This is a genomic window from Eubacterium sp. 1001713B170207_170306_E7, from assembly GCF_015547515.1.
In the GTDB taxonomy this organism is placed as follows: domain Bacteria; phylum Bacillota; class Clostridia; order Eubacteriales; family Eubacteriaceae; genus Eubacterium.
In genome coordinates, this window is sequence record NZ_JADMVE010000002.1 from 47511 (window position 1) to 74019 (window position 26509).

At 53.7% G+C, this 26509-nt stretch carries 19 protein-coding genes; 8 read left to right on the forward strand and 11 right to left on the reverse strand.

All coding sequences use genetic code 11. The annotated features are described in order from the left end of the window. Window positions 1-99 precede the first annotated feature (99 nt). The 4 genes from I2B62_RS05630 to I2B62_RS05645 all read right to left on the reverse strand — a co-directional run bounded on the left by I2B62_RS05630 (window position 100) and on the right by I2B62_RS05645 (window position 6927). Window positions 100-762 carry a histidine phosphatase family protein gene (locus I2B62_RS05630; RefSeq protein ID WP_195268017.1) on the reverse strand — a complete coding sequence of 221 codons (663 nt, stop codon included), beginning with the start codon at window positions 760-762 and terminating at the stop codon, window positions 100-102. Between the two features lie 135 nt (window positions 763-897). Next, on the reverse strand, window positions 898-1941 hold the full coding sequence (locus I2B62_RS05635; protein WP_195268018.1) for a hypothetical protein: 1044 nt from the start codon (window positions 1939-1941) through the stop codon (window positions 898-900). 11 nt (window positions 1942-1952) lie between these two features. Then, the gene (locus tag I2B62_RS05640; RefSeq protein ID WP_195268019.1) at window positions 1953-5420 is read right to left on the reverse strand and encodes a hypothetical protein; all 3468 of its coding nucleotides are present in this window, start codon (window positions 5418-5420) and stop codon (window positions 1953-1955) included. Between the two features lie 16 nt (window positions 5421-5436). Further along, entirely contained in the window at window positions 5437-6927 is a 1491-nt protein-coding gene (locus tag I2B62_RS05645; RefSeq protein ID WP_195268020.1) for a hypothetical protein, read from the reverse strand. 242 nt (window positions 6928-7169) lie between these two features. Here I2B62_RS05645 and I2B62_RS05650 point away from each other — a divergent pair, with 242 nt between their 5' ends. Beyond that, window positions 7170-8651: a UDP-N-acetylmuramoyl-L-alanyl-D-glutamate--2,6-diaminopimelate ligase gene (locus I2B62_RS05650; protein ID WP_243259440.1), complete on the forward strand. Its 1482-nt coding sequence runs from the start codon at window positions 7170-7172 to the stop codon at window positions 8649-8651. A gap of 86 nt (window positions 8652-8737) precedes the next feature. Beyond that, a complete protein-coding gene (locus I2B62_RS05655; protein ID WP_195268022.1) occupies window positions 8738-9541 on the forward strand; it encodes an epoxyqueuosine reductase in 804 nt (267 codons plus the stop codon). 31 nt (window positions 9542-9572) lie between these two features. Here I2B62_RS05655 and I2B62_RS20780 read toward each other — a convergent pair whose 3' ends face one another. The 3 genes from I2B62_RS20780 to I2B62_RS05670 all read right to left on the reverse strand — a co-directional run bounded on the left by I2B62_RS20780 (window position 9573) and on the right by I2B62_RS05670 (window position 14542). Next, complete coding sequence (locus tag I2B62_RS20780) at window positions 9573-11222, reverse strand: diguanylate cyclase (protein WP_195268023.1); 1650 nt, start codon at window positions 11220-11222, stop codon at window positions 9573-9575. Between the two features lie 112 nt (window positions 11223-11334). After that, window positions 11335-13755, reverse strand: coding sequence for an HAD-IC family P-type ATPase (locus I2B62_RS05665; protein ID WP_195268024.1), 2421 nt, complete (start codon window positions 13753-13755; stop codon window positions 11335-11337). Window positions 13756-14095: 340 nt separating this feature from the next. Next, window positions 14096-14542 carry an Rrf2 family transcriptional regulator gene (locus I2B62_RS05670; RefSeq protein ID WP_195268025.1) on the reverse strand — a complete coding sequence of 149 codons (447 nt, stop codon included), beginning with the start codon at window positions 14540-14542 and terminating at the stop codon, window positions 14096-14098. A gap of 148 nt (window positions 14543-14690) precedes the next feature. Between I2B62_RS05670 and I2B62_RS05675 the strand changes: the two genes are divergently transcribed. Both I2B62_RS05675 and I2B62_RS05680 read left to right on the forward strand, forming a co-directional pair. After that, complete coding sequence (locus I2B62_RS05675; protein ID WP_195268026.1) at window positions 14691-18011, forward strand: FtsX-like permease family protein; 3321 nt, start codon at window positions 14691-14693, stop codon at window positions 18009-18011. 103 nt (window positions 18012-18114) lie between these two features. Then, on the forward strand, window positions 18115-18561 hold the full coding sequence (locus tag I2B62_RS05680; RefSeq protein ID WP_195268027.1) for a GNAT family N-acetyltransferase: 447 nt from the start codon (window positions 18115-18117) through the stop codon (window positions 18559-18561). A gap of 284 nt (window positions 18562-18845) precedes the next feature. Here the strand turns inward: I2B62_RS05680 and I2B62_RS05685 are convergent, their stop codons facing one another. Continuing rightward, window positions 18846-19286, reverse strand: coding sequence for a hypothetical protein (locus I2B62_RS05685; protein ID WP_195268028.1), 441 nt, complete (start codon window positions 19284-19286; stop codon window positions 18846-18848). After that, the gene (locus I2B62_RS05690) at window positions 19273-19500 is read right to left on the reverse strand and encodes a helix-turn-helix transcriptional regulator (RefSeq protein ID WP_195268029.1); all 228 of its coding nucleotides are present in this window, start codon (window positions 19498-19500) and stop codon (window positions 19273-19275) included. Before I2B62_RS05690 ends, I2B62_RS05685 begins: the two co-directional genes overlap by 14 nt. Window positions 19501-19632: 132 nt before the next feature. Between I2B62_RS05690 and I2B62_RS05695 the strand changes: the two genes are divergently transcribed. Further along, a complete protein-coding gene (locus I2B62_RS05695; RefSeq protein ID WP_195268030.1) occupies window positions 19633-20385 on the forward strand; it encodes an ABC transporter ATP-binding protein in 753 nt (250 codons plus the stop codon). After that, entirely contained in the window at window positions 20372-21769 is a 1398-nt protein-coding gene (locus tag I2B62_RS05700; RefSeq protein WP_195268031.1) for a hypothetical protein, read from the forward strand. Before I2B62_RS05695 ends, I2B62_RS05700 begins: the two co-directional genes overlap by 14 nt. 109 nt (window positions 21770-21878) lie before the next feature. Here the strand turns inward: I2B62_RS05700 and I2B62_RS05705 are convergent, their stop codons facing one another. Together I2B62_RS05705 and I2B62_RS05710 are read right to left on the reverse strand one after the other, a co-directional pair. Beyond that, window positions 21879-22397 (reverse strand): flavodoxin family protein, encoded by a 519-nt coding sequence (locus tag I2B62_RS05705; protein ID WP_207735957.1) that lies wholly within the window; start codon window positions 22395-22397, stop codon window positions 21879-21881. 21 nt (window positions 22398-22418) lie between these two features. Then, the gene (locus tag I2B62_RS05710) at window positions 22419-23309 is read right to left on the reverse strand and encodes a DegV family protein (protein ID WP_195268032.1); all 891 of its coding nucleotides are present in this window, start codon (window positions 23307-23309) and stop codon (window positions 22419-22421) included. Between the two features lie 173 nt (window positions 23310-23482). Here I2B62_RS05710 and I2B62_RS05715 point away from each other — a divergent pair, with 173 nt between their 5' ends. Further along, a complete protein-coding gene (locus tag I2B62_RS05715; RefSeq protein WP_195268033.1) occupies window positions 23483-25633 on the forward strand; it encodes a Tex family protein in 2151 nt (716 codons plus the stop codon). A gap of 352 nt (window positions 25634-25985) precedes the next feature. Beyond that, complete coding sequence (locus tag I2B62_RS05720) at window positions 25986-26459, forward strand: CarD family transcriptional regulator (RefSeq protein ID WP_195268034.1); 474 nt, start codon at window positions 25986-25988, stop codon at window positions 26457-26459. Window positions 26460-26509 lie beyond the last annotated feature (50 nt).

A 26509-nucleotide genomic window follows, 5' to 3' on the forward strand; every position in this document is an offset into this window, starting at 1 on the left:
AACCGGATGGTGGGAGGGCCAAAACATACAGGCTGGAATATAAAAAAGCAGTTTTCAATCGTCATGATTGAAAACTGCTTTTAACAGCACAGCCTGTGTTCAGTTTTTCTGCTCGTCGACTCTGAACTCTGGCGGCTGCTCACATTTCAGATCCTCGCTTAAGTGGCTGTCATCGTTGATGTACGCGATCTCAAGGCGGTTATCCTCGTCAAAGACAAACTTGCACACCGCAGTGTTGCGCAGGATCTCCTGCTGCATTTCCTCAAAGGGCAGGCCTTTGGCATACCATAAAAAGGTCTGGATGGCAAAGCCGTGGGAGATACAGGCAATGGTCTTACCGGCGTTTTCAGACACGATGTGCGTCAGGGCGCTGGTCACGCGGTCGTAGACATCACGGGTGCTCTCACCCTCGGGTGCCTGAAAATTGGGAAGATCGGTTTTGAAGGTTTCCATGAGTCCGGGAAATTCCTCGTCGATGACGGAAATCTTCTTGGCCTCCATGAGGCCGCCGTCCACCTCCACGATACCCGGCTCTACCAGAATTGGGAGTTCCTTACATCCTCTCAGACCCTCAGCGGTCTGGCGGGTGCGCTGCAAGGGCGTGCAGTATAGAACATCGAGGTCAATGTCCTCAAAGCGTTTTCCAAGTGCCTCGGCCTGTCTGAGGCCCAGCGCGTTCAGGGGCAGGTCCAGCACTCCCTGGAAAATGCCGTTGGCGTTGGCATCGGTGGTGCCGTGACGGATCAGGTAAAGAGTTGTCAATTTTGTTCACCTCGCTGTTATTTTTACCTGTCTATTATAACACTTTTTCGCAAAGAAGTACGGTTAAATTACCCTGAAGCCTAAAAAAGGCCCTGCCGCAAAATGCGGAGCAGGGCTGTGTGCCGGATAAGGGTGTCAGATTTTGTCTCTGTGGCGTGTATAGACAGCGATACCGCCGGTCAGCAGAAGCAGCAGGCTGAGACAGATCCAGACCGAGGCGGATTGGGAAATGACGCCGGTGGCCGGCCCCTGGGATGAGGTTTGGGTGCCCGCAGGTGTAAGATCTGTGGGGGTGCTCTCCGGGCCATCCTTATTGAAATCGGCGGGATAGTCAAAGGTACCATCCGTGACCAGGGCGGCGTTGGTGATGAGCGGCGTAAAGCCGTCTTTTTTTATTTGCAGATAAACCTTCTGGCCCGTGTAGGGGGAAAGGTCTGCGTGACAGGGATCCATGATCCGATGCGGTGTGCCGTCCTCGGTAAAGACTGTGAACAGCGCGTTTTCAGCGCCGAGACCAGCCAGTGACCCTGAGGATCCGATGGTCCAGGTTTTATCTGGCTGCTGCTGGCCCAGAACATTCTGCGGCGCGTACATTTTCTCGCTGGTGTAATTGAAAACCGGCAGTGTGGTTTGGACAAAGCGGTTACCCTTCAGGCTCAGGGCGGCCAGGCTGTCCGTGCCCGCAGCGCTGAGGGCAGACAGCTGATTCTGGTTAATTACTGCGGCCTTCAGGCTGGCGAGACCGTCCAGATCAAGGGTGGTGATACCAGTCTGTGTGATGCTGAGGACCGCCAGATCAGTGCAGCCTGCCACGCGAATTTCGGTGATCTGGTTCCGCTCCTCCGCGACTGTGCCCAGGCAGCTCAGGCTCTTGAGCTGGTCAAAGCCGCTGACATCCAGCACCCCGAAAAGGGAGGCGCCTGAAATCTGGATGTCGCGGACCTGCAGAATACCGTCTCCGTCGTTGTCCTGCCAGAGAACGCCGCCGTAGGTGGCGGGATCCTCAGGGTTCCAGCTTGGATTCAGCCTGGCTCCGTTGGTCTGCCCGTCGGCTCCAGCCGTTTCGAGAAAGGCACGCAGGGAGGATACCTCCTCCGGTTTATAGCTTGGCTCCGCCGCCAGTGCCGTTCCGGATAAAAGCAGAGTGGCCGCCAGCAGCGCAATGATTACTTTTCGCATGGCGTTTCCTCCTAATCAAATTTCAGTACAATGCCCTCTGTGGGCACATAGCCTCCGGCAGAAAGGACACCATCCGGATAACGGATGCTGGTGGCGATCCGGCCAGGCTCGCTGGCACTTTCAAAGCGGTAGTTGCCGTCCGGCAGATAGGTGTAGACCAAGCCGGCACTGCCATTTCCGTCGGCACGCCAGGTGCGGATTCGGGCGGTTTCCTCGCCGGTATCCACATTACGGATGATGAGACCGTAATCAGAAAGGGGCATATTATTGCTGTCGGTAAAGGTGATCTTGATCTTTCCGTTGGCAAGATCTTTGCCGGCGGCCGCAATGCTGGCCTCCTCGGTGGTTTCATGGTTGTAGGATCGGAGGTTGCAGCTTTTCACGGACACGGTGGCCTCGGAAATGATGTTGTCCTTGTCGGCGTAGGGACCAAAGGTGCTGAAGCCGCGAGCATAGCCGAGACTGCCGACAAGGGTGCCGTCGGATTCAGTATTCTGACTGATGCAGCTCACAGTGGCGCCGTCGATCTGGATATTCCCGCCGTCGGAATTACTGCCGCCGCCGATGGGGACCCCGTTGGTGCTCTCGGCTGTGATACAGCCGCCCTGGATTGCAATCTGACCGCCAGCGCCGTATTTACTGCCGCCGCCAATGGCAGCGCCTTCTCCGGCAATGGCCTGGATATTCCCATTTTTGATGGTGATGTCGCCAGCGCACTCGTACATGCCGCCGCCGATGGCCGCACCAAGGCTGGAGCTGCAGTTGACCTGAAGTGTTGGCATCGTACCGAAGTCATCGGTTTGGGCGTCGATGGTCAGCGCTTTGAGCACCCGCTCGCCGTTGTCAGGATGGGACTCGAACCACTCGTCGCTCTGCTGCCAGGTCACGTCGTCGACGTGGATACCGGCCGCGGTCACGTCTTTGCTGGCCTGCAGACTGTTGTCACCGGCCAGAATCAACGTTGAGCCTATGGGCGCGGGCTGGGCAATGTCGATGACATGTCCTTCCTCGGGGCGCAGATACAGGTTTTCAATGGTCAGAGAGACCGGAGTGCTGCGGCCGCTGGCCAGGCTGAAGCGGGCGTTGATGAACTGGCCCGGATTGCCGACAAAGTGGGCGCGGCTGATCCAGGCAGGCAGCGCGATGTTGTAAACACCGCTGGTATCACCGCTCATGGCACTGATATCAATGATGTCGTCGTCCCGAAGCCCCTGTCCATCTGTGTTGCTGAGCAGGCTGTCCATCTGCTGCCAGCTGGTGATGACAATGGTGTTGGTGTCGGCGTTAAAGGTGCCGAGCAGTGTGTCGCCCTGCAGCACCTGGTAGCTGCCGCTTGGCAGATACATGTGCAGCAGTCCTGCGGCGCTGGTGCGTGCCTCAAAGCTGATGGGCCCGCGGACAATAACATCGGTACTGGCGGCCAGGGTGCCGTCCGGGTTGTGAACCTCGTAGAGGACCTCCTTACCTTCCTCAATGGGCTCCTTGAAGGTGGCGAAGATGCTGCCGCCCTGGATGGAATGGCTCTCAAGGTTCAGGGTCTGATCGGAATGGGTGCTCTGGGTGATCAGAGTACCGCCGCGCTGAATATAGGCGCCGCCGGTGTCGGAGCTGATGGCGAAGGCGTCTCTGCCGTCAATGGTGACCACGCCGCCGCCGATATAGGCGTTGACGGTATGGCCGTTGATGGCGTTGTCCGCCGAAAGGCTGAGTTCCCCGTCGATCACGGCAAACTGAATAATATCGCCGTCGAGCAGGCCGCTGCCCTGCACCCGTCCTGCGGACTGCTTGTAGATGACTGTGCCGCTGCTGGTAAAGGCTTTTCCGGAGCCGTTGCTGCTGAGGGTGCCGCCGGTAATGGTTACAGTCAGATCACCCTCGCTGGTGCCGCTGCTCTGGATAAAGGTATCCCCTTTATGCCAGAGGTCACCGCCCTTCTGCTCGTATCCCAGGCTCACGTCTGAGCTGCCGGTCATAAGCCGCTGCTCGAGTGTGTAGGTGCCGGCTTCAATATCAAGGCAGGTGTCTCCACCGGCTGTGACGATTGCCTGGTTTTTGCTGCTGGCGGGCTGCTGCAGAGTGCCGGAGCCGGTCATGCGGACGTGTCCGCCCACGGTGCTCAGCAGAGGGCGCCTCAGGATTGAGGTACCCTCAAGGATAAAGGTGGCGTCGCCAACATTTTGGAATAAGGCGCCGCTGTTTTCGCTCAGTGTGACGTCCTGCAGTGTGATGGTGACTGCGGCTCCGGGAGTGGCTTCAAAGCCCAGAGACACAGGATTATCCGGAGTACCCAGCAGGGTAAAATCCGTCAGCCCCTCCGGCAGCTGAAGGACCGCCACTTCATCGTTCTCCTCCAGCTTGCGCAAATCAAGAGTATCGCCGTTCTGCATGGCATTCAGGCGCAGCTGTACAGCGTGCAGGGACGGGGGATGCTCCAGGTTGATGGTAAAGCTGCCCGCGTCACGTCCGCCAATACTTACGTGCCAGACGCCCTCGGGAAAGTAGCTGGTGATGCAGCCATTCGCGTCCAGAAGCGCCGGCCGGTGTTCGCCCTGGTCACTGTAGATATCTGCTGGAACAAGGGCTGGGTATATGCCGTCGATGGGAAGTGTCATGAAGCGATAGTAGATAAGGCCGTCCGGCGGAGGGCATTTCAGAGTGGCGTCGATATTGCCGCCGTTAATGGTAATGCTGTCAACACATAACCCGTAGCCGCCAGAATTAGAGCCGTGAATATAGCTGTTGTTAACAGTAAGCTCCGACTGGTTCACTGCACTTTCAAGGTTGGTCTCCGACTGGGAAAAATCCAGAATACCACTGTTGACGGTTGTTTTGAGAGCGCCATAGGCATAGATACCGCCATAGGCGAGTGTGCCGCCGTCGTTGATAAAGGTCAGGTCGCCGCTGGCGCAAAAAAGAGGAATGTATGGGTTTTCGCTCGTGACTACGGCGCTTTTATGGTGGAGTGTGGTATAGTTTCCAGATACCATGGCGTCGCCATCGGCGCTGGTGAAATCAATGATACCAATACCGTCAATGGTGAGACCGGGCCCCTCCACCACCAGCGGGGTGCCGAAGCCGCCGATCACAGTGACACCAGCAGCGGTCAGGGTCAGGCTTTTTTGGGCAGTGATGCCGCCAGCCGTGACAAAGCCGTCTTCCAGTGTCAGCGTTGTGTCGCTCTCCAGAACCAGAGCACAGGTCCATTCGCCGCTCAGCTTCAGGCTTGTCAAAGTTTCCGGGACGATGATGCTCTTCGGACGCCCGTTTGGGCTTCCAATCTGGAGCTCAATGGTGTCGCCGTTGCCGAAGCACTCCTTTTTCAAGGCATCCCAGCTTTTGATGGTGTGTACAGTGTTGCCGGGACCGCCGGTTTTTAGTGTCAGCGGCTCCAATGCTCCGGCGGCGAAAACCGATCCGCCGATGCCCAGAAGGCAGAGCAGAAAGATAAGGAGCAGCGCTGTTTTTTTAAAAACTTTCATGTTAAAAACCTCCGTTTTATTCCTGGACGAAGACGTAGACAAACACTTCCCGGGCCCAACTGCTGTTAAATCCGGGATCCAGGATGGATTTTCTGTTCTTGGCGTCTTGATAGGTCAGTTTTTGATCGTCACTGCGGCTGGTCGTTTTTGTATAATACTGGCCGTCATCATCAAATTTCCAGATGGCAATGGGTGCATCCAGACAGGCGTGCATCGGCCCCTTTGCCTTGCCGTCTTTACCCACTTCCTGGGCGTTGGGGTTCAAAATAGGGTTTTGGGTAAACAGAAAATCGTAAATTGTCGCGTCCGAGGTTGTGACGGTCATGGCGTGATCCGAATAGTACCGGAGAAGATGGTAGACCTCTCCGCTGCTCTTGGCGATGTGGTAGGTACGCGTGCCGTCAGAAACCGTTTCGCTGGCCAGGTAGTCGTCCGTGGGCCCGTAAGGGGTCTGCGTCAGATTGAAAACAGTGCTCCATTTTGGTGTCGCGGTATTGCCGCTGACCGTAATCATGTAGTACTTTTCATCTACAGTGGAGCGCAGACGCACCACATTCGCGTATTCAAAAACCCCGTTTTGGATAAATTTGCCAGAGCTGCCGTAGTAACGCATGTACGATTCGTTTCCCAGTCTGTCAGGCTTGTCGTCGTCGTTGATGTCGAGCTGGCGGTAGACGGCGTCCAGACCGGTCTCCAGCTTTTCGGTCAGGTCGTTCTGGTTGATGGTAATATACGGGCTCCTGGGGTTGTAGGGGCCGGAATAGTAGTGGTAGTATTCCAGAAGGACATAGCTGGCCGAGAGCAGGATGTCCGAAAAATTCTGATAGCCGGAAAGCAGGTTATCGTAAATCTGAAAATAGAAGGGCTTGCCAACCTTCAGGTAATCCAGGTAAGCCTCGGCGATGGATTTGCCGGAGGTATCCGGCTCGGTCAGCAGGTTCAGGGCTGTGTTAAACTGCCCTTCAAGATTATCCGTCTCAACGCGTTTTATAAAGCTGGCGACCCGCTGCGCCCGTTCGGTCTGACTGATACTGTCATCGCCGATTTTATTCAGGTCCTGGCACAGGCCAGCAGCGTTGGCGCCCAGGGCATTGATTGTCTGCAGGCGCGTGGTGAGCGTGTTTTGGGCAATGCTCTGGTCGATGGCCTGGCTCATGGTCTCAATCTGCTGGCAGACCCCGTCGATCTGGTTTTCGATGTCGCCGAGAGTCTGCTGAACTGCCTTGATATTCTCGTCCAGCCCGTCGATCTTGTCCTCCATCACATCCAGCTGCTCACCGGTGGCCGCCATCCAGGTTTCACAGTCCTTTTTCCAACGCTTGTTGGACAAGGATTTATAAACCTTTCCTCCGACGCTGGTCAGCCCCTTGATGGCCTTTGTGGCCATGCCGCCCCGCAGAGAGGTGCCGGACTGGGCTGTGGCAACAGGCATCGGCGCAAGAACGGACATTAAAAACAAGACCGCCGCCATACCCAGAGCAATAAAAGGTTTTTTCCCTGCTTTCATGATTCTTTCTCCTTTTTATGAGTGTTTTTCTCATTATATCACCCTTTTAAACCGGAAATTTCCGTGCCGCACAAATGACTTGTTTGACCGCGCGAATAAATTCTTGCACCGCCAGGATTTCCTTTTTTGTAACTTAAGTGTATTATTTTTGTATCAAAATGGCCTTTTTCTGGACAATTCCCTGGAAGAACTGTATAATTAATAAGTTAATCGAAGAAGAGAACAAATTGATCGAGGTACCCATGAAACTAAATCGTATTTTGGAAGATCCGGAGATTGTAGAAGTACGGAACAACAATCCCGAGAGTGAGATCGAACATATTGCCTATAATTCCCAGAAGGTGGTTCCAAACAGCCTGTTTGTTGCCATCAAAGGGCTGAAAACCGACGGACATCAGTATATCGGAGACGCCATCAGCCGCGGGGCCAGCCTGGTTATCTACGAGCACGACCTGGACGAATATCAGGACGGCGTCATGTATGTCAAGGTCCGGAACGCCCGCCATATGCTGGGCACCATGTCCAGCCGTTTTTACGGCCATCCGTCTGAAGGGCTCTCCATTACCGGCGTGACCGGCACTAATGGAAAGACCACCATCACACATATGCTCAAAAGCATTTTTCAGAAGGATGGGCGAAAATGCGGCCTGATCGGCACCATCAATAACCAGATCGGGGACGAAATCATCGACAATGCCGGCCGTACTACACCAGATTCGCTGGAGGTACAGGAGATCATTTCAGAGATGGTCGAAGCCGGATGTCAGAACCTGGTGATGGAGGTCTCATCCCATGCGCTGGATCTCGACCGTGTCAACGGCGTGGCCTTTGACTACGGCATTTTCTCCAATCTGACCCAGGACCACCTGGATTACCACAAGACCTTTGAAAATTATTTTGAAGCCAAGGCCAAGCTGTTTACCTATACCTCTAAGGCCAACATCATCAACTGCGATGATGAATGGGGCAAAAAGCTGTATGACCGCTGCGCCCAGAAAAAAGGTGTGGCGGTATATTCCTACGGGCTGAATCCGGAATGTGATTTTTACGCCAGAGATATGAAATACAGTATTGACGGCACCCATTATACACTGGTGACTAAGGACGGCGAGGAAGAAATTTACCTTTCCATGCCTGGCGAGGTCATGGTCTACAACAGTATGGCGGCCATTATCAACGCCCTGCTGGAGGGCATTTCCATTGAGGTCATCAAAGAAGCTCTGGCCTCCATGTCTGGGGTAGAGGGCCGGATGGAACGTCTGGATCTCGGCACTGATTTTGACATCATCATCGATTATGCCCACTCGCCCGATTCTCTGGAACGCTTGTTAAAATCGGTCAAGGCCATGTACGACGGCAAGGTTTATCTGGTCTTTGGCTGCAATGGGGACCGCGATAAGGAAAAACGGCCGATCATGGGCCGGATCGCCGGCGCTTTTGCCGACCATATTATTGTGACCTCGGACAATCCGGCCAGCGAGGACCCGCAGTCCATCATTGACACTGTGGCCGCAGCAGTAGCCGAAAAAACCGACGCCTATGAAACTGTACTGCGCCGCTGGGACGCAATCTACTACGCCGCCACCCTTCCAAAGGCAGGCGACGTGCTGGTTCTGGCCGGTAAAGGCCATGAAAAACAGGAAACCATGAAAGACGAAAACCTGTATTACAACGAATGGGAAACCGCTGAGGAAGCTGTGAGACGGCTGAAAGCCGGTAAATAAAGAAAAAATGAAGCGCCGGAGCAGATGTTCCGGCGCTTTTTTATAGAAGTTTAGTTAACGGGATGCAAAAATAAGGAGGCCCAGGGATGAAAGCGTATGTAACCAAACTGATCGAGGATTATGTAAACGCGTATGAAAAGACAAGTGAGACAAAGTGGGGAACGCCGCTGGTGGGTTTTGCCGACGCAGCGCACCCAAGGCTTTCAGAGTTCAGGGAGGTGGCGGACAAAAATCATGTGATGCCGCGGGAGGTACTGGAGGACGCCACCGTGGTGGTCTGTTATTTTCTGCCCTTCACTCCTGAGACGGCCCGGTCCAACATCACAGGACGGCTGTCATCATCGGACTGGGCACGAGCCTACGAAGATACCAACGCGTTATTTAATGAGCTGAACGCTCACATCATCGAGCAACTGGAGGCTAGGGGCTGCCGCGCAGCGGTTTCGCCGGAGGCCACCACCTTTGACCGGGAAATTCTCATGAGCCGGTGGTCGCAGCGTCATATGGCCTGGCTCGCCGGACTGGGGACCTTTGGACTCAACAATATGCTCATCACCGACAAGGGCTGCTGCGGCCGTTTCAGCAGCGTGGTCACGAATCTGGAGGTGGAACCAGGCGCGCCGCTTACGGCTGAGAACTGTCTGTACAAGTGGGAAGGCAAATGCGGGGTGTGCGTGAAGCATTGTTTTTCAGGCGCTCTGAGCACAGATGGCTATGACCGGAAAATATGCTTTGGCGTCTGCTCTGAAAACGCCGCCGTTTACCGGGGGTTCGGCAACTCCTACGCCGCCGGCGCAGGTGAAGCTGTCCTGGACACTGGCAGCGAGGTCTGCGGCAAATGCCTAGTCGGTGTACCCTGTGCCTTCGCAAAGCCGGTTCGGGAATCATAAAAGGTGGGGTGCATCGTGCACCCCACCTTTTTTAACGGCCGGATAAATGGCATTCTTCTTTGCAAAGGTACATGGCCTGGTCGGCCTGGCGGATCAGCTGGTCGAGGGCGCCGGCAGTGTGGACAGGGCCGCAGCTGTAGCCGCGGGCGATGTCGAGCCTGGGCTCATGGCCTTCATTGTACTCGAGAATGGAAGCGTCAAAGGCGTCGAGGCAGGCCTTGAGAACGCTGTGCTCCAGATTTTTGGCGATAACACAAAACTCATCGCCGCCGATCCGGTAGCAGTTACCGGTTTCCTTAAAGCTCGACTGAATACAGGTGCCGCTGTCGATGATCAGAGTGTCACCCATACTGTGGCCAAGAGTATCATTGGTCAGCTTGAGGTTGTTCAAATCAAAGGAGACAATGGTCAGGCTTTCGATGGGCAGCGAGTGGCGCAGGTTTTCGAGATCCCGCTCGTAGGCTGTCCGGTTGGCCAGCTTAGTGGTGGTGTCAGTGTAGGCCAGCTTTTTATAGACCTCGACATGAACCGCGTCCCGGAAAAGCCTCAGGCTGTCCCGGATGCTTGAAAGGCCGAGGACGGCGATAAACACCAGCAGTCCGATTTTAAAGAACAGGCTGTTGTCGTTGTCCACCGGATTGATGTAAAAGCGTACCAGATCGATGACGCCCGCGGCACACAACAGCAGAAAGGCGGCAAACAGCGTGCTGACGCGCCGCTCATGGCACTTGACCCAGCTGTGAATAAGGGTTCCGATAAACAGAAAAATCGCGCTGATGAGCAAGGTGTGCGTGATGACCAGCATATTCGGCAGATACAGGACATTGACCATGGAAACACAGATATTAGCCAGAAAATTTGCAAGCATCAGCAGGGTGATAACATCGTAGGCCTTGTGGTAGCGTTCGTGGCTTCCCAGCTTAATAAACTGGATGATGGGAATGACCATCAGCGTGAAGCTATAGAAGGACAGGAGCACGCCAAAGGTGGTGTTAAACGGAAGAAACTGCAGAAAGTTGGAGTCTGTCAGAATCCACAGGGCCGACAGGATCGAGAAGGTACCCAGATAGATGAAACGGTCACGCCCGGTTTTGGGGCCGGGCAGGAAACCGAAGGTAGCCAGCAGCAGAACACCAATGATCAGCAGGAAAAGTGATACAAACATGCTGCCAACATCCTGGTTCATCTGACTGAACAATACAGCAGTCCGGCTGCCAAAGCTGATACTGCCCAGATGCAGGTTGGCCGAATCATAGAGCGACGCAACGGACAGGGTGACGGTTTCGCCGCCTGAATCCTCAGGGATCGAAACCACATGGTAAAGATTGCCAAAGGCGGTGTCTGCCGGCAGACTGTAGATTTCTGTACCATTGACGGATACAGTGAGGGACTGGTAGGCTGTCGGGATCCCCAAAACAGCGTCCGCCGGAAGACTCTCGGGAAGAACCGCGGTCAGACGGACAGAATCCGACGGAAACGTTGCCGGCAGAGCGGTTTCCGATTCTGTCAAGCCACTGTCCACTGCCCAGCTTTCCGTCAGCAGAGTAACAGGCCCCGCGTCAAAACGATTGTTGGCATGGGGAAGCAGGTTTGACAGTAATACAAGGACAGCGCCGCCCAGAACCAGCATGATCAGGAACAGAGCAGGAATAAGTTGAAAGGTTTTTTCCTTTATTGTCACAGATGCGTCTCCTTCGTCATAATTAGTGTATTTATATTGTAGCATATTTTTTGAAAAAGAAAACAAAAAAAGGCGGGATGCGTTGTGCATCCCACCGGGAGGCTATAGCCTGTCAGTCTCGCGCAGGCTCAGCGGCTTTGTTTTTTTTCAAGCTTTTAGTTTTTTTCTGCTGCTGCTCAAGCCGGCGCAAAAGGGCTGTCAGGCCGGTCATCAGCAGGGGAGACAGTGCGGTAAGGATGCCAAGGATCAGCCAGCCCTCCAGGGTGAGCAGGCTGAGGCTGAACAGAGGGCCAAACAGGAAGGCAGCCCCGAAAAAGCCCACGCCCATGGCCGCGATGAGGCCAGCCCGTGGCAGGCTCAGCGGCTGACAGAGCTTAAAAAGCACCAGAAGCCCGGTAACGCCGACCAGAAGCGTGCAGACTGTGGAAATCTGACTCATGGGCAGGCCCAGAAGGGAGCCGGCGGTCAGGACAGCCAGCAGGTTAAAGGCGTTGACCAGCCCGCCGGGCAGCGCACCGGACAGCACATTTTTCAGAAAATGCCCGCGCACCTGGCGGTCATTGGGCTCAAAGGTCAGGGCAAAGGAAGGAATTCCGATCATCAGCCCGCTGATCAGAGTGATGTGTATGGGCAGAAAGGGATAGGGGACCGCCACGAACAACAGGATCAGGGACAGGATAAAGGAAAAAATGTTCTTGACCAGAAACAGTGCGGCGGAGCGCTCGATATTGTTAATGACCCGCCGCCCCTCCCTGACGATCTGAGGCATCACGGAAAAATCTGAATCCAGCAGTACCATTTGAGATACGTGCTGGGCTGCGTCGCTGCCTGCTGCCATGGCGATGCTGCAGTCCGCCTCCTTGAGTGCCAGGACATCGTTGACACCGTCGCCGATCATGGCAACCGTGTGGCCGCTTTCCTTTAAACCGCGGATCAGACGGCGCTTCTGCTCAGGCGTAACCCGGCCGAAAACGCTGTGGTTCTCAGCGGCCGCGACCATATCCGCGTCCTCGTCAAGGGAACTGGCGTCAATATAGGCGCCGGCGCCGTTCACCCCCGCGCGCCGCGCGATCTCAGAAACGGCTTCGGCGTTGTCACCGGAGATCACCTTGATCGCCACACCCTGTTCTCTGAAATAGGCCAGGGTTTCCTGAACATCGTGCCGCAGCTTGTCGGAGAGAAAAATAAAGCCGAGGGGTCTCAGATTGCTGTTTTCAGGAGCTTCGACAGACGCTGCGGTGCCCTGAGCCAGCAGGAGCACCCGCTTTCCAGAGGCCAGATAAGGCTTTAGCCGGGAGGTGTAGCGGGTGTAGTTTTTACCCAGAAGCCGCTTGGGCGCGCCCAGAAAGCAGGCAGAGCCGTCATCCAGGATAAGGGCATTCCATTTGCGCTCAGAGGAAAAAGGAATCTCCGATTTTACAGAAAGGGACGGAGCATCCTGCGTACAATAATGGTTCAGGGCGGTAGCTGTGGCGTTTTCTGAGGTGGCAGCCTTTTGAAAAGCAGCGAGATGCTTTTCAAGGTCGCCCTCTGAGAGGCCGGAGAGCGGAAGGACGCCGGTGACTTCCATGACGCCTTCGGTCAGGGTGCCGGTTTTGTCCAGACACAGGGTATCCACTCGGGCCAGGTTCTCAATGCAGGACAGCTCGTGTACCAGAGTTCTGCGGCGGGCCAGGTTGACAACGCTGACGGCCAGAGCAATGTTGACCAGCAGGTACAGGCCCTCTGGAATCATGCCCACCATGGCGGCCACAGTGGAGCTGACCGCATAGGGAACACCTGTGTTTAAAAGGGCGCTCTGCTTGAAAAACATGATAAGCCCCAGAGGAATAATGCCAATGCCGATGAGCTTCAGCATCCGGTCAAGGTCACGCATCATTTCAGAACGATGTTTTTTACGGCGTTTGGCCTCCTGGGTAATGCTGGCGGCGTAGGAGTCCCCGCCGACCTTGTCCAGACGGGCGGAGCAGCTGCCGGAGACGATGAAGCTGCCGGAGAGCAGGCAGTCGCCCGTGCTCTTGGCAACGATGTCGGACTCGCCGGTCAGCAGAGATTCGTTGACCTCCACAGCGCCGCTGTACAGAATGGCGTCGGCGCAGATTGAGCTGCCGGGGCCAAAGAGTGCGATGTCGTCCAGCACCAGCGCATCCGGTGGCAGCGTCTGAACCACACCGTCCCGAATGACCCGTGCGTTCTGGCCTGAGAGCAGGGCGATTTTGTCCAGTGTGCGCTTGACCTTGAGCTCCTGGATGATGCCGATGAGTACATTGATGATGACAATGCCCAGAAAAAGCATGTCGGTATAGGCCTTAACCATAAAAAGACAAAGGGCCAGCGCGAAAAACAGCAAATTAAAAAAGGTAAAGATATTATCTCGAATGATCTGTCCCTCGGTTTTGGACAGACGGTCACCTGTCCTGTTATGCCAGCCCGCTTCTGCGCGGTGCTGTGCCTGTTCGCTGGTCAGCCCCAGGGCGGGGTCGGGGTTCAGTCGTGTGATGGGCTGCCGTCCGGCAGCAGAATGCTTTTTCATTGCGCTTTCCTGTCCTTTCGTTTTGCGGTAGGTTTATTCTATCAGCAAAATCTTACCGGCAAGTCGTCAAAATTCTTACTATTTTTTTAAGATTGACGTTTTCCAGACAGGTGAAAAGTCTTAAAAACGGCTTAATTTACACAGATTTCACATGACGTTCATGTTACCGTCACATTTCGAGGGTATTATACTGATATAACAAAGCACGTCAGCAGCGGACAATCCCTTCACCATAATGTGGTGGGTTTATATATACTTTTTCATTTCTTTTCCTTATTTTTTACAAAGCAAAAGCTGCCGTCCATGGGGTAATGGCCATGGACGGCAGCTTTTGTCTGTTTCAGATAAAAAACATGAAGTGGTTGTTTCCCTTATACCGGCCCGCTTCGACAACCAGTTCATCCAGTGTGATCTTTTCAAGATACGCCTGAACCGTCTGGTCCAGCGGGGTGAACACAGACTTCTGCATCGCGTGTTCGATGGCGGGCGAAGCCTCCTCCACACTGGTCTCAGTGCTTTCAAAAAGAATCTGCTCCAGCGCGGTCAGAATCTCATGGGCATTGATCTGGTCCGGCTCTCTTGTCAGCCGGTAGCCGCCCTGGGCGCCTTTGACAGAATGAACCAGTCCGGCGCGCTTCAGCAGAGAAAAAACCTGTTCAAGATATATTTTAGAGAGCCCCAGCTTTTCCGCAATCACGATGACCGGAACATAGTCCCCCTCAAAATCTCCTTGGGCAATGGCGATCATGGCCGCCAGACCATACCGTCCCTTCGCGGATATACGCATTGCGATACCTCCAATTCATAGTAAGTAAATATGTTTAATTCGATTATATCCTGAAAAGGCGCACGCGTCAAGTTAATCGGTTAAATTATGGTTAAACATTTCAGATTAATGTGTTAGAATAAGACCAGTATGAGAAAATGAGGGAAGTATGAAAGCATTAAGAAAAGATACAGTGCGGGAAATACGGAAATCCCTGAGCCGTTTTTTGTCCATCGTGGCCATTATCGCTCTGGGAATCTGTTTCTTTGGCGGCGTTAAGAGCACCAGTCCCAGCATGAAATACACAGCCAACCAATATTTTGAAGAACAGAAGCTGGCGGATATCCATCTGGTATCCACCTATGGCTTTACCGATGACGATGTGGCGGCCCTGAAAAAGGTGGACGGCGTGGCAGCCGTCATGCCGTCCTACTCTACCGATGTGATTGTGGAAAACGGCGAAAAGCGTCCAGTGTTCAAGGTGCTGGCCGTACCGGCTGAGGACGGCCTGAACCAGCCCCTGCTGCTGGAGGGCCGCATGCCGGAAAAGGATAACGAGTGCGTGATCGAGAAGCCGGACATCACCGGACCGCATACGGGCCGGAATGCCTACAGCATCGGAAGCACCATCAGGATGTCGCCTGAGGTGGGTGACAAGAAGCTGGAGGACACCCTGTCCCAGAATGAGTACACAGTGGTGGGCTATATCCGTTCGCCCCAGTACATCTCCATCGAACGCGGCTCCACCTCCGTGGGCAGCGGGGATATTTCTTTCTATATGATGGTTAAGCCCGGGGTCTTTAAGACCGAGCGCTACACCGACGCCTATGTCTACTCCACGGCCAGTGCGGATGGCGTCTCGGCCTATAGCACTGAATACAAGGATGCGGTGTCGGCGCTGGAAAGCCGTCTGGAAACTGTGGGCCACGACCGCCTGCAGGTCAACTATGATGATATTATAACCACAGGCACCCAGGAGCTGGATAAGGCTAAACGGGAGCTTCTGGACGCCCAGACCACCTTCGAGGAGGAGATCCAAAAGGCTGAGCAGAAGCTGCGCGACGCCGAACAGCAGATTGCTGACGGCGAGGCCGATCTGGCAGAGGGACAGAGAAGCTATGACGAGATGGTGGCCTCTACCACAGCGACCTTAAATGAAAAGGAGGCTCAGTTAAACGCAGCGGCAGCCCAGCTGGCCTCCGGACAGCAGCAGTACGCCGAGGGACTGAGCCAGTACGGCCAGAACAAGGCCGCCTATGAGGCGGGCAAACCGGCCGCGGAGGCCGCCATTGCCGAGGCTGAAAAGCAGCTGTCCGATGCGGCCCAGGGTATTGCGCAGCTAAAATCCGCCATCGCCCAGATTGAGGCGATCCCGGAAGAACAGCGGCCGCCAGAGCTTAAGGAAAAACTGAAACAGCTGAAAAGCCAGCTTGAGACAGCGCAGGCGGCTTATGATGCCGGGAGCGCGGAGCTGGCCGCGAACAGACAAAAGCTGGCCGATACTGAGAATCAGCTGGCAGCGGCTAAGGCCCAGCTGGACCAGTCAAAGGCGGCACTGGACAGCGGAGCCGCCCAGGCGGAGCAGGGAAGAGCTGCCATCGCCCAGGGCTGGCAGCAGCTGGAGCAGGGTAAGACTCAGGCCCAGCAGCAGCTGGCAGAAGGGCAGCAGCAGCTGGACGACGCCCGGAAACAGCTGGCGGAGGGCCGCGCGGAGCTGGAAACCCAGCGCGCCGAGGGACAGCAGCAGCTGGATGACGCCAGACAGAAAATCGCAGACAGCGAGAAGGAGCTGAAGGATGTAGACTTTGGCAAATGGTATGTGTTTAACCGCGACGATAATCCGGGCTACAGCGGTTACGGTGAGGACGCCAACCGCATCGACAACGTGGCCGGTATTTTTCCAGTGTTCTTCCTGCTGGTGGCGGCGCTGGTAGCTTTTACGACCATGACCCGCATGGTCGAGGAGCAGCGCATGGAAATCGGAACTTTAAAGGCACTGGGCTACAGGCCGGCCAGTATTGCATCCAAGTTTGTGATCTACGCGGCCCTGGCCGCCGCGGTGGGCTGTGCCATTGGCGTGGTCAGCGGCATCAATACCCTGCCGGGGTTGATCGTAGGCGCTTACAGCCTGCTATATCAGGTACCGGCGTTGTCACTCTCAGTGCCGTGGGGCGCCATCATTATCAGCTGTATCATCACCCTTTTGTGCACTGTGGGCGCAGCGGTTTTGATCTGCTCTGTGGAGCTGAGAGAGGAGCCTTCTGAACTCATGCGGCCAAAGGCCCCGAAGATCGGTAAGCGGATTTTTCTGGAAAAAATTCCATTCATCTGGAAACGCATGGGCTTTATCTCAAAGGTGACTGCCCGAAATATCCTGCGCTACAAGGCCCGTTTCTTCATGACCGTTATCGGGATTTCCGGGTGTACCGCCCTGATTCTGGCTGGTTTTGGCCTTCAGGACTCGATCTTTTCCATCATTCCCAAGCAGTTTGAGGAAATCTCTGTCTACGACGGCATGATGGCCTTTAAAAATGAGGATACTCTGGAGGCCAAAGCGCCCCTTGAGTCCGAGCTTAAGGCCGATCCTCAGGTTAAGGACGGCATGCTGGCCAAACAGCTGAAAATGAGTGTGGCGCTGGACAACGGCGGTCATTCCAAGGACGCTTACCTCTACGTGCCGGAAACGCCCGGTGATATGAACCGTTTCATCGACCTAAGGCACCGGAAGGAGCCGGATAAAAAGCTGACTCTGGACGACAGTGGGGCCATTATCACCGAAAAACTCGCAAATGACCTTGGGATTCAGGTCGGCGACACGATCCGGCTGTATTCAGATGATCGGGAATTTAAGATTAAAGTTGCGGACATTACAGAAAACTATATTGAAAATTATGTGTACGTGTCGCCAAAGGCCTATGAAGCCGCTTCGGGCGAGCCGGCCAAATACAATGTGGCTTATTTTAATCTGAAGGACACCAGCACAGATGCAGAAAACGCCTTTGGAGAAAAGTGGCTGGATAACAGCGATGTGGTGTCAGTGAGCTTTACGGGCAGCATCGTCAAATCCTCCACCGACAGTCTGAGCAGCCTGAACATGGTGGTGCTTGTCATGCTGGTGGCCGCTGGGGCTCTGGCCTTTGTGGTGCTCTATAATCTGACCAACATTAATGTGTCGGAGCGCGTGCGGGAGATCGCCACCATCCGGGTTCTGGGCTTTTATGACCGGGAGACCAACAATTACATCTTCAGGGAAAACATCATCCTGTCCTTTATCGGCATGCTCATCGGCCTGGGACTGGGAATTATCCTGAACAACTTTATCATCACCACTGTGGAGACCGACATCGTCATGTTCGGCCGGGGCATCGACCCGAGCAGCTACGTTTTTGCCTGTATCTTCACCATAGCCTTTACGCTGATTGTCAATCTTTTTATGGCGCCGGTGATCAAAAGAGTGGATATGGTTGAGTCGCTCAAGAGTATTGAGTAGCATGGGAAGAGGCAGAGAGCGGAACGCACCCTGCCTCTTAAATAGACTCAAATGTATGGAAAATAAGAGGTTTCATGAAACCAGGTGAGATTTTGGAGGTAAAATGATAATAACTGCGGTCAAAGACAGCGATAAAACAAATTTTATGGCACTTTTGCTTCTTGCCGATGAAGATTTGAAGATGATCGAGAAATACCTGTATCGCGGAGAACTGTTTGCCCTGTATGATGATGGCTTAAAAAGCGTTTGCGTTGTTACGCGGGAGAGCGATTCTGTCTGCGAATTGAAAAACATAGCTACTTATGAAAAATGGCATGGAAAAGGTTATGGAAGCCAACTTTTAGAACACGTATTTTCGCATTACAAAGATCAATATGCAACAATGCGTGTGGGAACAGGTGATGTCCCGTGGATTTTACAGTTTTACCAGAAAAATGGTTTTAAGCCATCTCACAGGGTTCGGAACTTTTTCAACGATAACTACGACCACCCGATGTTTGAGGATGGTGTTCAGCTGGTAGACATGGTTTATTTAAGCAAAGACTTATAATTTAAGCGTCCGCCGGCGAACCTGGCATGGGCGCTGTAAAAAGTTTTCTGCTTGGCCTGGGCTCCTGATCTGGCGGAAGCACAGCGGACTATGAGCAGGGTAAAGGTAAAGATGTTTAAAGCCTTTTAGAATGGGAGAAGAAAGTCCGATGGAGCTGGATAAGACCATTATCGGCGGCTATCTTGGATCAGCTCTGCTCTGTTTTAAGCGGCGGATTTTTAGAAATTAATAGAAAAACGGAAAATTTTAAGGCGAGGTGAAAAATCACCCGCCTCTTTTTTTATCTACCGCTGCCGGTAATAAACCCAAAAGGCCAGGAAAATCACAAGCGTAACGATCAGGACAGCGCCCAGAGTATAAAACAGGACCGGGCTGAAAAAGGAACAGACAATGCCGCCGAATCCCAGAAGCGCAAAGGTAAGGTAGAGGGTGCTTCGACAGGTTCTCAGCTGAATGGACTGGTTGCGCTCATCCTTTTCGGCGATTTCAAGGGCTTCGAGCGTTTCGGAGGACTTGAGGGCCTGGGCGTAACGGATAATGCGATAAACGCAGACAGCCTCAATACCTGCGAACAGACCGATGCTTTTTGAAAAGACAGCAGTGTCGGGCGGTCCGAAGGACGAAAGGCTGTACAGAACGCCGGCAGCGGCGGCCAGCGCACCGATGACGGCGATGAGAACACTGAGCGTTAAGCGCCGGACGATGGTTTTTCTAAAGGAATTCATGGCTTTTTTCCTCCTCATCAATTTCTGAGAAATCAAAGACCTGTTCGATGGCCAGGCCAAAGTATTTTGAGATTTTATACGCGAGGGCCAGCGAGGCCGTGTACTTTTCATTCTCGATGGAGGTGATGGTCAGCCGGGTGACCCGGACGGCCCTTGCCAGTTCGGCCTGGGAAATATGCCTTTGTTTTCTCAATTCGCGGATACGTGTTTTCATTCCGAAGCTCCTGTTTTTTTCTAATCATAATATAAAAACAGGAAAACGACAAGTATCAGCGCAAAATAGTATAGCACACTATACAATATTTGTATAGTGTGCTATACTATTTTTGGAAAGAGAGGAGAAAAGATGGCATTCATTGAACTGAAACAGGTGAGCAAAAGCTTTGGAAGTGTGCAGGCGTTAAATCAGCTGGACCTGGACATTGGGCAGGGATCGGTCTGCGCGCTCCTGGGCCATAACGGCGCGGGAAAGACCACGACGCTGCGGCTGATCCTGGGTCTGCTGTCACCAGACAGCGGTGAACTCACGGTCGGCGGTCTGAACCCAGTGCAGGACGGCGATGCGGTTCGGCGCATGTGCGGCGTACTGTCGGAGGATACGGGACTGTACGAGCCCTTAAGCGTCTATGATAACCTGAGCTATTTTGCAAGACTTTACGGCATGACACGCGGAGATTACGATGCCCGGATCGACGCCCTGCTGGCGCGCCTTGATATTTTAGATAAGAAAAACCTGGCAGTCAGAGGCTTTTCAACAGGTATGAAGAAAAAGGTGGCCCTGATCCGCGCGATGCTGCACCGTCCGCGCCTGCTGCTTCTGGATGAACCCACAAGCGGCCTGGATCCGGTGAGTATTGAGCATCTGCGCGCCATCCTTACAGAGCTGACGGAGCAGGACGGCGCCACCATTGTCCTCACCACTCACAATCTCAGTGAGGTGGAGCGGGTGGCGGACCAGATCGCCATATTGCGCTATGGCCGGAGTATTTTTACCAACACATTGGAGGCCTTGAGGTGTGAGACCGGCGGCGGGGATTTTGATCTCGAAAGGCTGTATATGAAGATTGAAGGGCAGGCGGCTGAACATGGACGGGATTAAAGCAGTCTGCGCCCAGCAGTGGCGGCTGACCCTCAGGGATAGCGGTACCTTGGCCTTTTATGCCTGCGGCGCCCTCCTTATCGGCGGGCTGCTGCCCCTGTGGCAGGCGGCCGGCCCCTTTGTGCTGAACGCCATGGTGCTGTACCCGCTTTTTCTCCTAAAGCAGTGGGCGTCCGAGACTTTTGCGGCTGAGAAGGAAACGCGGACGCTTGAGAGCCTCCTGGCCACCAGTGTGCGTAAAAAACAGTTGATTTTGGGAAAGGGCGCGTTCTGCCTCGAGGCCTCGGGGGGCTGCTTCTGCCTGAGCCTGATGCCGCTGCTCATTTTAAAGGCAGCAGCCGGTGTTTTACCCGATGTCACTGGCCTGATGCTGCTCGCTGTGACCGGGTTTTTTATCCTGGGCGCGTTGTGCCTTACCCTGACCGGGTTGTACACATCGGCGGTATCCGCCGATGTTCAGGAGGCCGGAGGCCGGGGGCTGTGCTTCTTGATCCCTGTTGGCTTTTACCTGATCGTGCTGCTCACGCTGGTTTCTCAGGAGCAGACCGAGGCGGCCCTGCTGCTGGGCGGGGTCTTTCTGCTGATGGCGGCCCTGCTGAGCAGCTGGGCGCTGCGGCGGCTGTGCAGATTGGAGCGGGCAGGTTTTCTATCAGCCACGGCGTGGAGAGCAATGGCAGGATATACGCGTCAGCGGGATACCCGTATACAGAGCCTGGTGGTGCTGAGCCATGAGTGGCGGTATTTCAGGGCGCTGGGACGTTTTAAGTTCAGCCTGCTGATTTTTACACTGGCCCCGGCTGTTTTTATGGTCCTCTGGCATTACTTTTTTGGCGCGGGGAGTGTCTACGCGGCTCTGGCGGTTTTGAGCCTTGGGACAGCCCGGATCACGGTAAACCTGACGGCCTATACCATTGGCGGCGAGCGGGCCTATAAGACCTTTGAGTCTCTGCTGTCCACACCAGTCACCACCGGCGCGCTGTTTCTGGGAAAGGGACTGCTGGCTCTTTTGTTCGCGTTTGCCATCAGCGTATTGGCGTCACTGCTGATGCTGCTGGTGTCGGCCATGACCCGCGGACTGGCCGGATTAATGCTGTTTTCGCCGGATCAGTGGCTGCTGTTGGCCGCTGGACTGCTGTTCAGCCTTTTGATGGCCTATGTTACCGGGCTGTTCAGTATGATGATGAAAAAGCCGCGTCAGGGCCTGTATGTGTCGGCTGTTTTCAGCTTTTTGGCCGTTGTTCCGGCTTTGTTGGCCGGAACGCTGACGGGAAGTCCAGTGCTCTGGGCGGCCGGCAGCTTGTTTTTTCTGATGGCGGCAGATCTGCTGCTGGCTGGGTTTATCCACAGACGGATCAGCCGGGATCGGCTCATGGGACGGATTTAAAAAGAGGTGGGGCGCAAAATGCGCCTCACCTCTTTTGGGGTAACAGCTGAAATTTTATACATATTTATGCATTAAAAGCGTTTCGGCTTTAGCTGCGGTGTCAGGAGCTTTATATTAAGCTCCTGACAAAATCCAAAGCCCTTTTAATATCGGCGTCATTTGGATGCTTTTTGGCAATGCCGCCTATTTTTCCAAAGGGTCCGAAAGTGTCGTAGCCTCTGCACTGGAAGGAACCGGCCACCGCCACGTTTTTTTCCTTCAGCAGCGCCCTTGCGCCTTTGGTATAATCCCGGTAGGGAACGCCGCAGGTCGCCATTAAAAACACGCTTTGATTTTCACCGAATGTGGTTTCTGTTATACATTTTTCAATGTTTTTATGCAGGTTGTTATAAAACACACCCGATGCGAAGCCGATCAGCTCATAGTCTGATAAATCAAGGCGCCCCGGCTTGGCCACATCAAACAGGTCAACGTCCAGGCCATGTTTGATGCCCTCAACGACTTTTTTGGTATTTCCGTGATGGATGGACACATAACAAATCGCGATTTTCATTTTAGCTATCCCCTGATTTTGATCCTTCTTATCCATCTCCTTGCCGATGTTCTGCATTGAAGTCAGTTCAGTCATAAAATCACAGCTCCTTTGCTTTTAGGGATAAACCCGTACATAATTATCCGGAAGGGCGTCGAAGAACATGACGCCGAGACAGTCAATGCCGATGTGAACGGTCAGCGCGCTGCCGGCACCGGCTTCGGGCGTCAGAAAATTCTTAGTTCCAAACTCCTTGGTCATGTATTTTTTGACCTTTTCCTGGAGCTCGGGTGCGGTACTGTTGATCATGCCCACGATCTGGTCCTTATCGGCCATGCGCTCATCAATGGAGGCCATCATTTTCTTCAAAGCCTTTTTCTGGCCGCGGACCTTGTCAAAGGCCAGAATCTGTCCGTCCTTAAAGTAAAGGATCGGAACGATTTTGAGCATCTCACCGATAAGGGCCACGTTTTTGCTGATACGGCCGCCCTGGGCCAGCCAGCGGATATCGCCCACCATAAAGAAGATCTGGATGTGCTCGGCCAGAAAGCGCATGCTCTCCACGATTTCTTCGTGGGGCTTGTGCAGCTTGTCGAGCTTGAGTCCCTGGTGCAGGATCATCATCATGCCGGTGGTGGCGCATTTTGAGTCCACAATACTGATTTTGCGTCCCGGATATTTTTCCAGCAGCTCGGAGGCGATGAGACAGGCGGTCTGGTAGGTGCCGGAGAGTCCGGAGGACAGAGCCAGATAGATGACGTCGTCGCCGTTTTTTAAGTGCTTTTCAAAGGTTTCCTGGTAGGCGAGGGCCTGGACCTGTGAGGTCTTCGGAAAGCTTGATGGATTGTTTTTAACAAAATTGATGACCATTTCCGGGGTAATGTCAATACCGTCGTAATAGGTTTTATCATCAAGGGTGACCGGAATCGGAAGGGATTCAAATTCATAACGGCGCAGGATTTCTTCGCTGATGTCGCACATTGAATCCACAATAAACTTATTTCCCATGGTACCCCTCCTTTTTCAAATTTCTTCTCCCATTTTAACATGGCCGCCTGTGTTTGACAATTAAGGGATTTCAGGCTTAAAGGCATCTTAAATAAAAGGTTTTGTTGCGGTGGCGGATTTATAATGGTAAAATGAACCGATGAGAAATTGTAATTTACAGAGGAGTCAACAACGTGGAATATTTAATTGATAAACTGGCGCAGGAATTCAATATCCGGCCAAAGCAGGTAGAGGATACCGTCGAGCTCATCGACGCGGGCAACACCATCCCTTTTATTGCCCGTTACCGCAAGGAGGTCACCGGCAACCTGAGCGATGTTTTGCTGCGTGATCTGGACGCCCGCCTGACCTACCTCCGGAAGCTGCAGAAGCGCAAGGAAGAAATCGCGGGCAGCATTGAGGAACAGGGCAAGCTGACGCCCGAGCTCAAGGCCGCCATCGACAAGGCCGCGACCCTTCAGGAGGCAGAGGACCTGTACCTGCCCTACAAGCAGAAAAAGAAAACCCGCGCCTCAGTGGCAAAGGAAAGGGGACTGGAGCCCCTGGCCACTAAAATCTATTTGCAGCTGGACACTGAGACGGCTCTGGCCGAGGACGCCAAAAACTACATTGATCCGGAAAAAGGTGTGGAAACCGCTGAAGCCGCCCTGCAGGGAGCCATGGACATCATCGCCGAGACCATTTCGGACAATGCGGATTACCGTAAGAGAATCCGCCGTCTGGTGACGGAAAAGGGCGCCGTCAAGTCCACAGTCACCAAGGCCTTTGCCGAGGAAAAGACAGAATTTGAAAATTATTACGACTACAGCGAGCCGGTTAAGAAGATTGCCAATCACCGGGTACTGGCCCTTAACCGCGGCGAAAAGCGCAAGGTGCTGGCAGTGAAGATCGTGGATCCGGCAGAGGAAATCCTGGCTTATCTGAAGAAATCCATCCTGAGGGATAAGGCCAGCAGCTATCTGGTGAGCGCTGTCGAGGACAGCTACAAGCGCCTGATTTTTCCGTCCATCGAGCGTGAAATCCGCACCGAGCTTAAGGAAAAGGCAGAGGAATCCGCCATTAAGATGTTTGCCCTCAACCTGAAAAAGCTTTTATTACAGCCGCCCTTTAAGGATAAAACCACTATGGGCTTTGACCCAGCCTTTCGAACCGGGTGTAAAATCGCGGTGCTGGACCCTATGGGCAAGCTTCTGGACACAGCGACAGTTTACCCGACGGAACCGAAAAACGAGGTGGCAAAATCGGAAAAGATTTTGCTGGGTATGATCGAAAAGTACAAGGTGGACATCATCTCCATCGGCAACGGCACCGCCTCGCGGGAATCCGAGCAATTTGTGGCTGAGATGCTGAAAAAAACCGACCGCCCGGTGCAGTACATTGTGGTCAACGAGGCGGGCGCTTCGGTTTACTCGGCCTCTGAGCTGGGCGCTGAGGAGTACCCGGACATCAACGTTTCCCTGAGAGGGGCCATCTCCATTGCGGGCCGCCTGCAGGATCCGCTGTCGGATCTGGTGAAAATTGACCCCAAACACATCGGGGTGGGCCAGTATCAGCACGACGTTAACCAGAAAGAACTGGAAAAGGTTCTGGACGATACCGTGGAGGACGCGGTCAACAACGTAGGTGTCAACATTAACCGGGCGTCGGTCTCCCTTTTAAAGCACGTGGCAGGCGTCAACAAAACCATTGCCAAAAACATTATCGACTACCGTGAGGAAAACGGCAAGTTCTTAAACCGCAAGGCGATCAAAAAGGTCAAGGGACTGGGCGCAAAAGCCTTTGAACAGTGTGCGGGCTTCCTGCGCATCGATGATGGGGATAATATTCTGGACAATACCGGCGTCCATCCCGAATCCTACAAGGCGGTCCAGAATCTGCTGAAAAGCATGGGTCTGACCACCGCAGACCTGGAGGCCGACAAGCTGGGCGACACGGTCACCCGGCTTAACGCCTTGGACGTAAAGGCCACTGCGGCCATGCTGGAAATCGGAGAGCCGACCCTGCGGGATATTATCAAGGAGCTGAAAAAGCCTGGACGTGACCCCCGTGATTCCGCACCCAAGCCGCACCTTAAATCCGACGTTCTGAGCATTGAGGACTTAAAGCCAGACATGGAACTGGTGGGCACAGTGCGCAACGTCATCGACTTCGGAGCTTTTGTGGACATTGGCGTGCACCAGGATGGCCTGGTACACATTTCACAGATCAGCGACCGCTATATCTCCCATCCCACCGATGTCCTATCTGTGGGCGATGTGGTCACCGTCAAGGTGCTGTCTGTGGATGTGGAGCGCAAGCGCATCGGCCTGTCCATGCTCATTTAACAAAGCCTTAAGAAAGCCTGCCGCATTCACCCGGATGCGGAACATTATACTGAATGAACAATTAAACACTGGGCGCCCCTGCCGTCGGACAGGGGCGCTGCTGTTTTTTGAGCCAGAACACAAATCCAGGTGACCGCAGAGAGTCGCCCGAAAATCTTTGTGCACTATGCCCCCCGGAAGGCCGCTGACATGGCAGAACGCCAATGGAGTGTCCTGCCCGCCTTTTATAAAGCGCAAAAGGCTCGGAAAATGAAAAAATTCATTGACAAAGCATTATATTTCTTATAAAATATTACATTTGTGTTTTTTTTATGGTATAATGAAATCAGCAATTATGATTGAGGTGTATATAATGTACGAAATCGGCGATAAAATTGTATATCCAATGCATGGTGCAGGTGTGGTCAAGGATATCGAGGAAAAGGAAATTTTTGACACCACTCAAATGTATTATTTGATGGAAATTGTATCTGAGGGAATGGAGATTCTGATTCCTGTGGACAAAGCGGACGAGGTTGGTGTACGTGATATAGTAACAGCCGATGTCATTGAGAAAATGCTCGACAGCCTTGAGGGGCCGAGCGACCAGATGAACGGCAACTGGAGCAAGCGGTATCAGGATAATATGGATATCCTGAAAAGCGGCGATATTTTTGACGTTGCCAAGGTGGTTAAGAACCTGACGCTGCTGGATCGGAAAAAGGGTCTTTCTACCGGAGAAAAAAAGATGCTGACCTCTGCCAGAAACTTTCTCATCAGTGAGATGGTGCTGGTGCAGGGACGGAGCAAAGAGGAATCGCTTCAGGTTATAGAAGAAAAAATTTAGCGCGTTTTGGACGCGTAAGGCGATGATTAAAAAAGAGTTGTCATTTGTGA